Origin of the sequence: Psychrobacter sp. (genome assembly GCF_041554015.1) — a bacterium.
In the GTDB taxonomy this organism is placed as follows: Bacteria; Pseudomonadota; Gammaproteobacteria; order Pseudomonadales; family Moraxellaceae; genus Psychrobacter.
Map to the genome: position 1 here is coordinate 60,283 of NZ_JBFFMS010000009.1, position 13,334 is coordinate 73,616.

Consider the following 13,334-nt stretch of genomic DNA (forward strand, 5'->3'; position numbering starts at 1 on the left):
CAATCGCCTATGCAAATCTGAAAATCAAAAGTGAGAAGCTAGCAGCTATTGATAAAGTAGTTGTTGTTAGGTATTTAAAACCTAAAGTTTAAAAGCTAGAGTTTAAAAGTTAGATTCATTATATTTATAAAACCCTTAAATCGTTAAGTGAGTGCGTTATGCAAGCTGTACAAGTTAAAGTCTTAAACCCTAAAATCACCGAAGATGCTGCCTTTTCCTTACCTACTCGTGCTACTGACGGCAGCGCAGGTATTGATTTGCGCGCTTGTATTGATGAGCCTTTAACGATTAAAGCCGGTGCCACACATTTGATTGGTACAGGTTTGGCAGTTTATATTCAAGATCCCAATTTTGCTGGCATGATTTTACCACGCTCAGGTCTTGGTCATAAGCATGGTATCGTTTTGGGTAACTTGGTTGGACTTATCGATGCTGACTACCAAGGCGAGCTGATGGTCAGTATTTGGAATCGCAGTCAAGAGGATTTTATCTTAAATCCAGCTGAGCGCATGGCACAATATGTGGTCGTCCCTGTTGCCCGTCCTGAATTTGAAGTGGTGACAGAATTTAGTGATACCAGTGCACGTGGAGCTGGTGGTTTTGGACATTCAGGTCGTCAGTAGTAGCATTTCTAATCTAAAATAACTATCAGCTACATGTCCAACGCTCTTGGGCTGTTTTTTTAACCACCATCTCAATCACGATAATAAGGACGTAAACGATGCCGTTTTTTGCTGCGCAGCACTCCTTATTTCGTGCCTATGATATTCGTGGTTCACGCCAGCATTTTACTGATGACTTTGTTCACGCCTTAGGATATGCCTTTGCGCACCTTTATCAGGTGCAACAAAACAGTGATAATAAAAAAAACATCGTCGTGATTGGCTATGATGTACGCCATGATAGCGATGTCATTGCTCACAGACTTGCTGATATATTGAGCGAGTGTGGATTAGCAGTTGTGCAGTTAGGGATGATTACCACGCCTATGATGGTATTTTGGGCAGAGCAATATCAGGGACACGGTATTATCGTAACTGCCAGTCATTCAGCCAAAGATATTTTAGGTGTTAAGTGGTTGGTCAATCATCAATCTCCTAGCGTTGAAGACATTCAGGCGCTTTACCAGCAAGTCATTCAGCAGCAATTTACCGCACGCTCATTAGATAACAGCTTACTTGTAAATAGCGGCTTATCTGAATATGAAAGGCAAAAAACAGCTGAAACTTATCTTAAGGTAGAACAAACCTATTTGTCAGCTGAGCAAGTAGCAGCGCCTTATATCGATGCAATCGTGCAAGTATTCAAAGCGCTTTATACCTGTGATAACCAATCGCTTCTAACCAAGCTGGATCTGGTGGTGGTGATCGATTGTATGCATGGTGCCACCAGTCATATCGCCAAGCAATTATTTGCGCATTTTTGCCGCCACGTCATCATGCTTAATGACCTGCCTGATGGAGATTTTCCTACCGGCAATCCTGATCCGACTGAGCCGCATCGTCTTAAACAGTTGCAGCAGAGCGTCATTTATCATCATGCAGATATAGGTATCGCCTTTGACGGTGATGGCGATCGTTTAATGATCGTCGATAATATAGGTCAGGTGGTCACACCCGATCACCTGCTTTATTTATTAGCAAAGGTCACTCTGTCTCAACGTCCAGCCGCTTGTACTCATTCACAATCACAATCACAGCCTCTACCGCAAATTCTTTTTGATATCAAATGCTCGCACCATTTGCCAAAGCTACTGGCTGAGCTTGGCGCAGAACCTATCATCAGCAAAACGGGTAGTAGTCTGATGCGCCAACAGATGCAGAACCCTACCGGACACATTGTGTTCGCAGGCGAGCTATCAGGGCATTTTATTTTTAATGACAGTCGTTTTATTGTTTATGATGATGCTATGTATGCCGCTTTAAGGCTACTACATTGGCTCGCACCTGCCACAAGCAACCGTTTTGATACTCCGATAAATCTTGCCGGGCTCATTCATCATTTGCCGGACATTGTCAGCACTGCTGACCATTATTTACCGCTTCCAGCAAGCAGATTGACCGATTGCTCACTCGTTGAGCAGTTGACCCGTTTGTGCGTGTATTTGCAACAGCTGATAAAAGCAACCGCTGCACCATCGACGCTTTCTGCCGATCAAGTACTTAGCCCCTGTCAGCGAGCGCTTTGTAGTTGCTCTATAAAAAGTCTACCTATTAGCATAGAGCAAGCCAAAGATTTATTGCCTGTGGGTACTAAGCTCAGCTGTATCGATGGGGTGCGCTTGGATTTTGCCCATGGTTTTGGTGTACTGCGTCAATCGAATACCAGTCATAATTTAACCGCGCGCTTTGCAGGAGATAGCATGGCAGATTTGCAAGATATTCAAGCAAAATTTGCCGCGCTATGTCGACCTTTTGATAAAAATCTAGCTGCGCAGATTATGGCGATTTCTCCTCAGTAATCCGTTATAAAAAACGGATTTTTATCAAGATTGCAGTTTTATTCATGATTTTTTATTCATGATTTTTATAGTAATAACTAACCGCTTAACACCGTATTTTAGGAGTTTATAATGACCTTGAATTTAGATGAAGCCAAAATCACCGCTGAAGTCTTAACCACCGCCCTACCCTATATTCAACGCTTTGTCGATAAACTCATCGTGGTCAAATACGGCGGCAATGCCATGACTGATCCTGCGCTTGAAAGCTCATTTGCCCGTGATATCGTTTTGCTGAAAACCGTTGGTATGCATCCTGTGGTCGTACATGGTGGCGGTCCGCAAGTAGATAATCTACTAAAAGAGCTTGGGCGTCACTCAGACCGTATCGATGGGATGCGTGTCACCGACAAGAACACCATGGATATCGTTGAGATGGTACTTGGCGGTAATGTCAATAAATCGATTGTCAGCTTAATCAATAAACACGGTGGACGCGCGATTGGTCTGACTGGTAAAGATGCCAATCTAATCTTAGCGAAAAAACTGATGATGGAAAAAATCGGCGCAGACGGTATTGCTGTACCTGTTGATTTGGGCTTTGTCGGTGATGTGGTCAGCGTTAATAAAGATGTCATTAATATGCTAATTGCTTCTGACTTTATTCCCGTCATCGCACCACTTGGCGTTGATGAAGAAGGCAATACTTATAATATCAATGCCGATTTGGTCGCCGGTAAAGTCGCTGAATTCTTGCAGGCAGAGAAACTTATGCTACTGACCAATATCAAAGGGGTATTAGGTCGTGATGGCGAAGTGGTCACTGGACTGACGCCAAAAACAGTCGATAGCCTTATTGAAGATGGTACGATTTCAGGCGGAATGATTCCTAAAATTCAGTGTGCGCTTGATGCGGTACGTAGCGGCGTCAAAAGCGCGGTGATCGTCGATGGTCGCGTGCCGCATGCAACGCTATTGGAGATTTTCACCAACGAAGGCGTTGGTACGTTAATCAGTCGCGACCTAAGATCATCATTGCCCGATTAACAGGAGCAAATCATGGCATTGTGGCTCTGGTGTCTGCTTTTTATCCTAGAAAGCTTGTACTGCTGGTGGATTATTGGCTATGGCGGCGCAAAACGGATAGAGGGATGGCAGTCATTTTTCCTCATTGAGTGGTTTGCACTTGATTGGACAGCTGAGCAAATCCGTCTTTATGTCCTCATCATTTGGTGCTTCAGTGTGATTTGGTTTATTTTAGGTATTATAAAGCCCGAGCTAAGAGGTTCTTAGCTCGGGCTTTATTACGCCCATCATGAGAATTTTTTATAAAAAAGTCGCCTCAAACTCAGCCTCATCATAACCACACAGCAATACTGACTGACCCTCTACAATCGGACGTTTAATCATACTGGTATTTTCTATCAGCAAATCGATGGCAGTATCTATATTGGCATCAGCGGCTTGTTTTTGCTCATCAGTCAGTTTACGCCATGTCGTACCACGCTTATTCAATACTTTATCAATACCTAGCTCATATACCCAACGATGTACGCTATCTTTATCAATGCCTTGTTTTTTATAGTCATGAAAATCATAGCTGACGCCTAGCTCATCAAGCTTAGTAAAAGCCTTTTTCATGGTGCTGCACGATTTGATACCGTAAATAGCGATGGTCATAAAAACTCCAAATCAATGATCATTATTTTGTTTATTATACCTAACAGACAACAGCATTTGGTTTATAACGATGAAAACATTCATCAGCCTATTCACTTTGCAGACTTATCGCCTTTACGGTGAGCAAACACCCCATCATATCGTCGCAATTTTCGCCAAATTACGCTATGCTATGGCATTATAAAATTTCACCTCATTTATCTGTAATAACCAATTCCGAGCCAACTATGAGCAACGCCGTGACAGCAGAAACTGCTAATACTAACCATACTAATAACACTTCTAGCGACAATAGCCACTATCAGCCGCAGCTTATCGAAGCGCAGCAGCAAGCCAAATGGGCAACGGACAAGCGCTTTGAAGTCAGCAATGAGCCAAGTGATAAACCTAGTCGTTACATGCTGTCTATGTTCCCGTACCCAAGCGGCAAGCTGCATATGGGTCACGTGCGTAACTATACTATCTCTGATGTACTAAGCCGTTATTATCGCCTCAAAGGTTATGAAGTCATGCAGCCAATGGGCTGGGATGGTTTTGGCTTGCCAGCAGAAAACGCCGCGATTGCTAATCAGACGCCGCCTGCCAAATGGACGTTTGAAAATATTGACAGTATGCGCGCCCAGCTAAAACTGCTTGGCTTGTCTATTGACTGGTCACGTGAGTTTGCCACCTGTAGCCCTGAATATTATCAGTGGGAGCAGTGGTTATTTTTGCAGTTATACAAAAAAGGCTTGGTCTATAAAAAGCTTGCAACCGTCAACTGGGATCCGATTGACAATACTGTCTTAGCCAATGAGCAGGTCATCGACGGTAAAGGCTGGCGTAGTGGCGCGATGGTCGAAAAGCGCGATATCCCAATGTATTACTTTAATATCACCGATTATGCTGATGAGCTACTTGATGATTTGGATCAGCTAGAGGGTCATTGGCCATCTGAAGTAATCACTATGCAGCGCAATTGGATTGGTCGTAGCTCGGGTATGGAAGTGCATTTCCCTTATGAGCTGGCTGGTCAAAGTAATAGCTTAGAGGTCTTTACCACTCGCCCTGATACTTTGATGGGTGTCACTTATGTAGCCGTTGCTGCAGAGCATCCGTTAGCACAATATGCGTCTGAGCATAATAAAGCGATTGCAGATTTTTGCGCCCTTTGTAAAAAAGGCTCAGTTGCAGAAGCAGACTTGGCTAAAGCTGAAAAAGCAGGTATGGATACGGGTCTTACTGTGACCCATCCATTGACTGGCGAAGAAGTGCCTGTTTGGGTTGCCAATTATGTGCTGATGAGCTATGGCTCAGGTGCAGTAATGGCAGTACCAGCGCACGATGAGCGCGATTATGAGTTTGCAACCAAATATAACTTGCCGATTAAACAGGTTATTGATATCCCTACAGGGTACTTTGATGATGCAGAAGAAGATAATGACAATCGTGCTTATACCGAGCGCAACACGCTAGTCAATTCAGGCGAATTTGATGGTATGGATTTCGAGCAAGCGTTTGAAGCGATGCTAGCTAAGCTTGAGCCGCAATCTCTTGCTAAGAAAAAGATCCAATATCGTCTACGTGATTGGGGTGTATCACGCCAGCGCTATTGGGGCTGCCCTATTCCAATGGTCAACTGTGAGCATTGTGGTACGGTGCCAGTTGAAGAGCAAGATTTGCCAGTGGTATTACCAACTGATGTCGTCCCTGACGGGCGCGGTAATCCGTTAAAAAATATCCCAGAGTTTGTCAATACCACTTGCCCTAAATGTGGCAATCCTGCTGAACGCGAAACCGATACCTTTGATACCTTTGTCGAATCAAGCTGGTACTACGCGCGCTTTGCAAGCCCAAATGATACGACCAATATGGTCAATAAATCTGCTGCCAATAAATGGCTACCAGTTGACCAATATATCGGCGGTGTCGAGCATGCGGTGATGCATCTGCTATATGCACGCTTCTTCCATAAGCTCATGCGTGATGAAAACTTGGTATCAGGTGATGAGCCATTTGCCAATTTGATGACTCAAGGTATGGTACTTGCCGGCACCTTCTACCGCGTGAATAGCGACGGCAGTACCACTTATTACTTTACAAAAGACATCGATATTGACTTTAACGAGCGCGGTCAGCCGATTAAAGCCATTTTAAAATCAGACGGTCAGCCAGTGACGATTGGCAAAATTGAGAAAATGTCAAAGTCAAAAAATAATGGTGTTGACCCGCAGCTTACCATTGATAAATATGGTGCGGATACCGTTCGTTTATATACCCTATTTACCGCCCCTGCCGACCAGACACTAGAGTGGTCAGATGACGCGCTCAAAGGTCCTTATAATTTTGTTAAAAAAGTTTGGCGTATTGCCTCTGAGCATATCCAAGCATTAACTGCTGCCAATTTAAGCCTTGAGGCGCTCAATAGTGATGCCTTAAATACCGATAACTTAAGCAAAGAAGCCAAAGCCCTGCGCCGTAAGACCCATGAAACCATCGGCAAGATTGATAGTGACTTGGGTAAACGCTTAGCCCTTAATACCCCTGTTTCTAGCCTAATGGAACTAGCTAACGAGCTGAGTAACTTTAAAGCCAAGAGCGAACAAGACCTGCAAGTACAGCATGAAGCTTTGGTTGATTTATTGATTATGCTGTCGGTATATGCGCCGCACATCGGTGAGCATTTACTTGAGCAATTAGGACTTGATACTGTAACCCTAAACTACCCTGCAGTCGACGAGCGCGCACTGGTACAAGATATGATTACCATGGTAGTGCAGGTCAATGGGAAAATGCGCGGCAAGATGGATGTGGCACCAAACAGCGACCCTGAGGCTCTAAAAGCACAGGCGCGCGAGCTTGAAGGGGTGGCAAAGTTCTTGACGGGTGAGATCAAAAAAGAGATCGTCGTACCAAATAAGCTGGTCAATATTGTGGTTGCAGGTTAGGAATCATGCCATGCGGCTGTTTTAGGTTTTCTTATCATAATAAGAATAGCGATCATGACGGATAAGCCGCGTGCTATGCCGTCATATCAAACAACATGTAAGGGAAAAAGCACATGCCGAATACGTCGAAGAGACAGAAACTAGCGACTGCATTACTTGCATCTTTGCCGATGTTTGCCATCGTTGGGGCGACTGCCAGTTTGAGTGGCTGCGGCTTTCAACTACGCGGTTATGATGCGCCCATGCTGTTTGATGTGGCGAAGACCGCAGTAATTATCGAAGACAATCGCACCGCATTTCCACTAAAGCTGCCGCTCACAAAGCAACTAGAAGCATTGGGTGTTGATGTCATTACCAACATGACTCTGGCGGATGTTGCTAGTAACAATCAAAAGGTTGGTGCCGAAACCATCGCGGCGATTACTGTCAATAACTTACGTTTTAAGCGTTATGAATTGGTCGGTGTCTTAACAGAGATTCGCTTGGTGATATCAGCGGACGTCAGCTATCAAAGCATGGATAACGGTAAGCTTGTGACGCTTACCAATCCTATTCAGGTTGAGCGTAGCTATCAGTATAACGAAGCCTCAGTCAGTACCGATGATCAGCAAGGGGAGCAAATTCGTGAATGGCTCTATGATAGCTTAGCAAGGCGTATCACCGATCAATATGTCGCAATTGCCCTGCCAAAGGTAACAGCTGCCAGCGCCACGACTTCTGCGCAAATCGGCAAAGGTACAGGGGCTACAGCGATACTGGTACCCAACCCCTAATATGGCTCAAATATAGCTCAAACTTAGCCTAGTGAGTTATTAACGTTTTTTATATTCATAACTTTGTGTGCATCAGCCTTTATGCAAGATACTTTTATACAAGCTTATCCAAAGCTACAGCAACCCTCATTTGCTGTAGCTGGCTTGTGGCTGGCGCACGGCGATGAGCCATTACTCAGTCAATGGCTCATCGATGCACTACGTCCGCATTGGCGTACGCAGAATTACGCCATCAAGCGTATCGAGCTGGTGTCAGTTAAGAGCTGGCAAGAAGTATTGTCAGAGCTTGGCAGTCAGTCTTTATTTGATGATGCCAGTGCTTTGATTGTCACCGGCAATCATAAACCTGATAAAGCTGTTATTGCCGAGCTAGAACGTTTTGCCGTCGATGCGCAAACAGGTAGCCACAGTCATAGTTTATTATGGCTGACCCCAAAACAAGACAAACGCGCGCAAAGCAGCAAGTGGTTTGCGCCATTTGCTCAATATGGTCATGTTATTGATTGCAATTTATATAATGAGCAGCAGCGTCAGCAGTTATTGCAGATACAGGCGCAGCAGTTCGGCTTAAGGCTATCGCAAGAAGCATGGCAACTACTGATGTCACATACCGAACACCACCTGCTTAGTGCCTATCAAACCCTATGGCGCTTATCCTATTTGTTTGCCCCCCAGCTTATGGCAAATAGTAATGCCACCACTCAAGAAAATAGCAATTCTAGCGCGCACCTATCACAGGTCGCACTAGATATTCATGACTTACAAGCGGCGTTGGTCAGTGATGCGCAGTTTAGTGTGTTTGATTTGTCCGATGCGATGCTTGCTGGCAATAGCGCTCAAGTTGCCAAAATTATATTTCAACTAAAAGCCACCGATGAGCCGACAACTCTGGTGTTATGGGCTATCAGTAAAGACATGCGCCAAATCATGCAATTAATGGACGGACAAAACCCACAAGCCCTAGGTATTTGGCGCAGTAAACAAGGGTTATATCAGCAAGCTTGTCGTCGTCAGTCACAAGCGCAAACTGCTACGTGGCCCGCCCTACTTTATCGCTGCGATCAAGCAATCAAAGGTCTTGTGATCCAGCCGGCATGGGAGCTATTGCTACAAGCTGCATTAGAGCTATCAGGGAAACGCTTGTTCTCTACCAAATAACCAAAGTGATAAACTGTTAATGATTAATCAGTCAGTAGCTAATAGTCGCTTTAATCATAATATTATCTCTTAACCTACTTTTTCATCGATACACTTCCTGCATAGACTCAAATCACCCTTACAAAACCTGCCACAACCTCTCCTCTTAACCTTTCGCAAACTAACTTGCATTTCTTTTTGATCATCGAGCCTCTATTATAGTGACATTTGATTTTCTTGTTATTGGATTGTCGTCATGCGCAAAATCAGCAAAAACTCTGCCATCAAATGGGGCATCATTGCCCTCGTTATCGTCATTTTAGGAGTTTTAGCCTATAAAACCTTTAAACCTGAAGAAAAGACACCTAACTACCTAACGGCGACCGCTGAGATTGGTGATATCGAAAATAACGTCATGGCATCTGGCAAGGTTAAGGCGCTAAATACCGTCGATGTTGGTGCGCAGGTATCGGGTGAGGTGACGCGGCTATTCGTTGAAGTCGGCGATGAGGTAAAAAAAGGCGATTTGATTGCGCAGATTGATCAAATAACGCAGAAAAACAGTCTGAGTAATGAGCAAGCTAGCCTTGAGCAAAGCGAAGCGGCGCTACAAAGTGCGCAAGCTGAATCACTAAGTCGTCAAGCAGGTTTAAAAAGCGCGCAGGCGGATCTTATAAGCCGTCAAGCTGAGCTTAAGCAAGCAAAAGCAGATTTTTCACGTTTACAAGGCTTACTTGCTATCGACGCGATATCACAGCAGGATTATGATACGCAAGCGACAAAGGTAGCTACCGCACAGGCAGCCGTTGCCAATGCCCGTGCCGCTATCGATACCGCCAAAGCCGCTATCGCCACTAGTGCGGCAAATATTAACAGCCAGCAGGCCGCATTACGCAAGTCTCAGACCAATGTCAGCACCGCGCAAGAAGACTTAAGCTATACCACCATTCGCGCGCCCATGTCAGGGACTGTCGTATCCGTGACCACTGAGCAAGGAACAACGGTCAACGCCAATCAAACCGCACCGACTATTGTGACTTTAGCTGATTTATCGACTGTGCGTATCAATGCCCAAATCTCTGAAGCCGACGTCATCAATGTTCAAGCGGGCTTGCCTGTTTATTTTAATATCATCGGTAACCCTGATCAAAAATATGATGCGACCCTCAAAGCCATTGAACCGGCTCCTGAAAAAATCAGTGATACCAGCTCGACCGATGCCGCCATCTATTATGTTGGTTATATCGAAGTGCCCAATACCGAGCGCCGCTTTCGTATCGATATGACCGCGCAAGTATATATCGTTATTAATCAAGCAAAAGACGCGCTGCTTATCCCTTCTGCCGCGCTGCAACCTGCCGGCAAATCTAATAAAATTGGAAATAATAAAAAATCATCTACCAGTGTGGTTAATACTAATGGCGATTCTGCCACAACTAAAGCCAGTGTCCGCGTTCTTAAAGCCGATGGCACAGTGGTTGAACAGGCGGTTACAGTCGGTATCAATAACCGCGTCAATGCAGAGATATTGAGCGGTCTTAAAAAGGGTGACGAGGTTATCTTAAGTGAAGAAGGCCCAGATAATGGTAGCAAAAGCGCTGGCGGCAGAGGCGGTCGACCATTCTAGCTCTAACTCCAAACTTAAACAGAACAAAATCTAACTGGTATTTAAATTAGCGACAAATCAGCTTTGATATTGATTAAGAAAAGCAGGATAACAAATGAGCAGCCAAGACCTTTATGCTAACGCCGCCACTGATAAGCCTTTGATGCAGGTCAAAGGCTTGATTAGGGAGTTTAAAGCCGGTGAGCAGACCATTCGTGTATTGCACGATATCAATCTCACCATCCATCAAGGCGAGATGGTGGCTATCATCGGACAATCAGGCTCAGGTAAGTCAACCTTGATGAATATTTTGGGCTGCTTAGACCAAGCGACTGCTGGCGATTATCAAGTATTTGGTCAATCCGTGAATCGCTTAGCCCCTGATGAGCTGGCAAAACTGCGCCGTGAGCACTTTGGTTTTATTTTTCAGCGTTACCACTTATTGGGTGACATCAGTGCCCGTGACAATGTCTCTGTGCCCGCTGTCTATGCAGGAATGGACGGACAAGCGCGCAATATGCGAGCCGAAAAGCTGTTATCAGACTTGGGGCTGGCAGATAAAGTTAATAATCGCCCAAGCCAGCTATCGGGTGGTCAGCAGCAGCGTGTGTCCATCGCAAGGGCGTTGATGAACGGCGGTGATATCATCTTAGCCGATGAGCCAACAGGAGCGCTAGATAGCAAATCGGGCAAAGATGTCGTCCAAATCTTAAAAGACTTAAATGCCCAAGGTCATACCATTATTATGGTCACCCATGACCCCGGTCTTGCTGCCCAAGCTGAGCGCGTGATTGAAATCAAAGACGGTTATATCATTGCCGATTATAAAAACGACGATTATCAGCGTCCCGCAGCCCAGCCAGCGACGATGATAGATCAGCACCGTAAGAGCGCTTTTGGCAGCTTTATCGACCGTTTGCTTGAAGCCTTTAAAATGTCCCTGCTTGCTATGCGTGCGCATAAAATGCGTACCCTATTGACCATGCTAGGGATTATCATTGGTATTGCTTCTGTAGTATCGGTTGTCGGGCTCGGTAAAGGCTCACAAGCGCAGATATTGTCCAATATTAGCTCATTAGGTACCAATACCATCACCGTCACCGACGGTTACCCTTACGGCGACCCTAGACGCCAATATAATGATGACAACTTGACGCCGCAAGACGCCCAAGCGGTTGCAGATCAGCCTTATGTGCTTAGTGTCAGTCCGCAGCTCAATAGCAATATGAGCGTCCGCTATCGTAATATCCAAGAAGCCGCCAGTATTAGCGGGGTCGGTAAAGATTATCTCGATGTCAGCGGTGAAACACTAGCCATGGGTCAAGGCTTTGATGAACAAAGTATTTTACGCCGCACCCAAGATATCATTATCGACAGCAATGCCCATGAAACCTTTTTTCCTACTACAGCAAACCCTATCGGTGAGGTACTGCTGATAGGCAGTGTACCGGGGCGCGTGATTGGGGTACTGGCACCAAACGAAGGCGGCTTTAGTCGAGGTGTCGACTCCCCGACTCTATATATGCCCTATACCACCATGATGTCACGGCTCATAGGTAGCGCTTATATCGAAAGCTTTATTGCGCTGATTGACAATAATATCTCTTCTGCTGCCGCTGAGTCTGCCATCTCAGAGCTGATGAAAAGTCGTCACGGTACCGATGATTTTCGCATACGTAACTCCGACTCTATCCGTCAAACCATTGAATCTACCACAGCTGCCATGACCTTGCTGATATCCTCTATCGCCATTATCTCGCTGATTGTCGGCGGTATTGGCGTCATGAATATTATGCTGGTATCTGTAACTGAGCGCACCAATGAGATTGGCGTACGTATGGCTGTCGGCGCGCGTCAAAGCGATATCATGCAGCAGTTTTTGATTGAAGCTATTTTGGTCTGTATATTAGGCGGTTTATTAGGTATTGGACTGGCGTTTGCCATTGGCGAGCTTATTAACCGTGTTGGTGGTGATAGTTTTAAAGTTATTTATTCTTCGACCTCTATTATTGCCGCTTTTGTCTGCTCAACGCTTATCGGCGTGGTTTTTGGCTTTTTACCTGCACGTAATGCGGCCAAATTAGACCCTGTCGATGCCCTCTCTAGAGATTAGTAAATTTCTAAGCAGGCAGTTTTAAATCATTCTCATCAAAATAAGAAATTGACTGTCATACAAAGGGACTTGATAGCCAAATGAAGCTCAAATTTAAAAAATATGCATTATTATCTAAGATTTTTAACTTTTTTGCTGATTCGGGGTTGTATTTGTCTTAATTATATATATAATGTGCTCTCACGTTTAGAGATACAAATTATCTAAATGTGAAACAAGTTTGATGCCTCTTTTGATATTGAGTAACCAATAAATAAAGAGCTTAAGCTTAGCGAAAATTTCCTTAAAAGAATTTTCACTTGTAGAGTTAAAAAGCAGTGCTTTTTTATATACTCTTCAGGGCCGATAGCTCAGTTGGTAGAGCAGTTGACTTTTAATCAATTGGTCCCGCGTTCGAGTCGCGGTCGGCCCACCATCTTTAGTATTACCCTTGTTATAGATACTGCCCTATCCGGTGGTGATGTAATAAGTTTAAAGACAGCGTTTTTACTGTCTTGTTTTAATAAATTTCTTTTTAAGGAAATTTATCTTGCAGAGTTAAAAAGCAGTGCTTTTTTATACACTCTTCAGGGCCGATAGCTCAGTTGGTAGAGCAGTTGACTTTTAATCAATTGGTCCCGCGTTCGAGTCGCGGTCGGCCCACCATATTTGAAAAGCC

Annotated in this window: 10 protein-coding genes and 2 tRNA genes; 11 read left to right on the forward strand and 1 reads right to left on the reverse strand. The window is 44.7% G+C overall.

All coding sequences use genetic code 11. The annotated features are described in order from the left end of the window. Positions 1 to 158: 158 nt before the first annotated feature. From dut to ABYU67_RS04510, 4 genes are all read left to right on the forward strand, one after another. A complete protein-coding gene (dut, locus tag ABYU67_RS04495) occupies positions 159 to 623 on the forward strand; it encodes a dUTP diphosphatase (RefSeq protein ID WP_372843811.1) in 465 nt (154 codons plus the stop codon). A gap of 98 nt (positions 624 to 721) precedes the next feature. Beyond that, entirely contained in the window at positions 722 to 2,461 is a 1,740-nt protein-coding gene (locus ABYU67_RS04500; protein WP_372843812.1) for a phosphomannomutase/phosphoglucomutase, read from the forward strand. A gap of 111 nt (positions 2,462 to 2,572) precedes the next feature. Further along, positions 2,573 to 3,487 carry an acetylglutamate kinase gene (gene argB / locus ABYU67_RS04505; RefSeq protein ID WP_372843813.1) on the forward strand — a complete coding sequence of 305 codons (915 nt, stop codon included), beginning with the start codon at positions 2,573 to 2,575 and terminating at the stop codon, positions 3,485 to 3,487. A gap of 12 nt (positions 3,488 to 3,499) precedes the next feature. Beyond that, on the forward strand, positions 3,500 to 3,733 hold the full coding sequence (locus tag ABYU67_RS04510) for a hypothetical protein (protein WP_372843814.1): 234 nt from the start codon (positions 3,500 to 3,502) through the stop codon (positions 3,731 to 3,733). A gap of 33 nt (positions 3,734 to 3,766) precedes the next feature. Here the strand turns inward: ABYU67_RS04510 and ABYU67_RS04515 are convergent, their stop codons facing one another. Then, on the reverse strand, positions 3,767 to 4,120 hold the full coding sequence (locus ABYU67_RS04515) for an arsenate reductase (RefSeq protein ID WP_372843815.1): 354 nt from the start codon (positions 4,118 to 4,120) through the stop codon (positions 3,767 to 3,769). A 227-nt stretch (positions 4,121 to 4,347) separates the two neighbouring features. On the opposite strand from ABYU67_RS04515, the gene leuS reads away from it, so the two are divergent. The 7 genes from leuS to ABYU67_RS04550 all read left to right on the forward strand — a co-directional run bounded on the left by leuS (position 4,348) and on the right by ABYU67_RS04550 (position 13,321). After that, entirely contained in the window at positions 4,348 to 7,047 is a 2,700-nt protein-coding gene (gene leuS / locus ABYU67_RS04520) for a leucine--tRNA ligase (protein WP_372843816.1), read from the forward strand. Between the two features lie 113 nt (positions 7,048 to 7,160). Further along, positions 7,161 to 7,820, forward strand: coding sequence for a hypothetical protein (locus ABYU67_RS04525; RefSeq protein ID WP_372843817.1), 660 nt, complete (start codon positions 7,161 to 7,163; stop codon positions 7,818 to 7,820). An 81-nt stretch (positions 7,821 to 7,901) separates the two neighbouring features. After that, the gene (gene holA, locus ABYU67_RS04530) at positions 7,902 to 8,978 is read left to right on the forward strand and encodes a DNA polymerase III subunit delta (protein ID WP_372843818.1); all 1,077 of its coding nucleotides are present in this window, start codon (positions 7,902 to 7,904) and stop codon (positions 8,976 to 8,978) included. 235 nt (positions 8,979 to 9,213) lie between these two features. Next, positions 9,214 to 10,584, forward strand: a complete 1,371-nt coding sequence (locus tag ABYU67_RS04535; RefSeq protein ID WP_372843819.1) for an efflux RND transporter periplasmic adaptor subunit — start codon at positions 9,214 to 9,216, stop codon at positions 10,582 to 10,584. A gap of 94 nt (positions 10,585 to 10,678) precedes the next feature. Then, positions 10,679 to 12,676: a MacB family efflux pump subunit gene (locus ABYU67_RS04540; RefSeq protein ID WP_372843820.1), complete on the forward strand. Its 1,998-nt coding sequence runs from the start codon at positions 10,679 to 10,681 to the stop codon at positions 12,674 to 12,676. Positions 12,677 to 13,015: 339 nt separating this feature from the next. Beyond that, positions 13,016 to 13,091, forward strand: a tRNA-Lys gene (locus tag ABYU67_RS04545). 154 nt (positions 13,092 to 13,245) lie between these two features. Further along, positions 13,246 to 13,321, forward strand: a tRNA-Lys gene (locus ABYU67_RS04550). The last annotated feature ends 13 nt before the right edge of the window (positions 13,322 to 13,334 follow it).

Excerpts from the sequence above, each read along its gene's own strand:
- ABYU67_RS04500 (WP_372843812.1), top strand. The coding sequence starts at position 722 with ATGCCGTTTTTTGCTGCGCAGCACTCCTTATTTCGTGCCTATGATATT.
- ABYU67_RS04525 (WP_372843817.1), top strand. The coding sequence starts at position 7,161 with ATGCCGAATACGTCGAAGAGACAGAAACTAGCGACTGCATTACTTGCA.
- leuS (WP_372843816.1), top strand. The coding sequence starts at position 4,348 with ATGAGCAACGCCGTGACAGCAGAAACTGCTAATACTAACCATACTAAT.
- ABYU67_RS04540 (WP_372843820.1), top strand. The coding sequence starts at position 10,679 with ATGAGCAGCCAAGACCTTTATGCTAACGCCGCCACTGATAAGCCTTTG.
- argB (WP_372843813.1), top strand. The coding sequence starts at position 2,573 with ATGACCTTGAATTTAGATGAAGCCAAAATCACCGCTGAAGTCTTAACC.
- holA (WP_372843818.1), top strand. The coding sequence starts at position 7,902 with ATGCAAGATACTTTTATACAAGCTTATCCAAAGCTACAGCAACCCTCA.
- dut (WP_372843811.1), top strand. The coding sequence starts at position 159 with ATGCAAGCTGTACAAGTTAAAGTCTTAAACCCTAAAATCACCGAAGAT.
- ABYU67_RS04510 (WP_372843814.1), top strand. The coding sequence starts at position 3,500 with ATGGCATTGTGGCTCTGGTGTCTGCTTTTTATCCTAGAAAGCTTGTAC.
- ABYU67_RS04535 (WP_372843819.1), top strand. The coding sequence starts at position 9,214 with ATGCGCAAAATCAGCAAAAACTCTGCCATCAAATGGGGCATCATTGCC.
- ABYU67_RS04515 (WP_372843815.1), bottom strand. The coding sequence starts at position 4,120 with ATGACCATCGCTATTTACGGTATCAAATCGTGCAGCACCATGAAAAAG.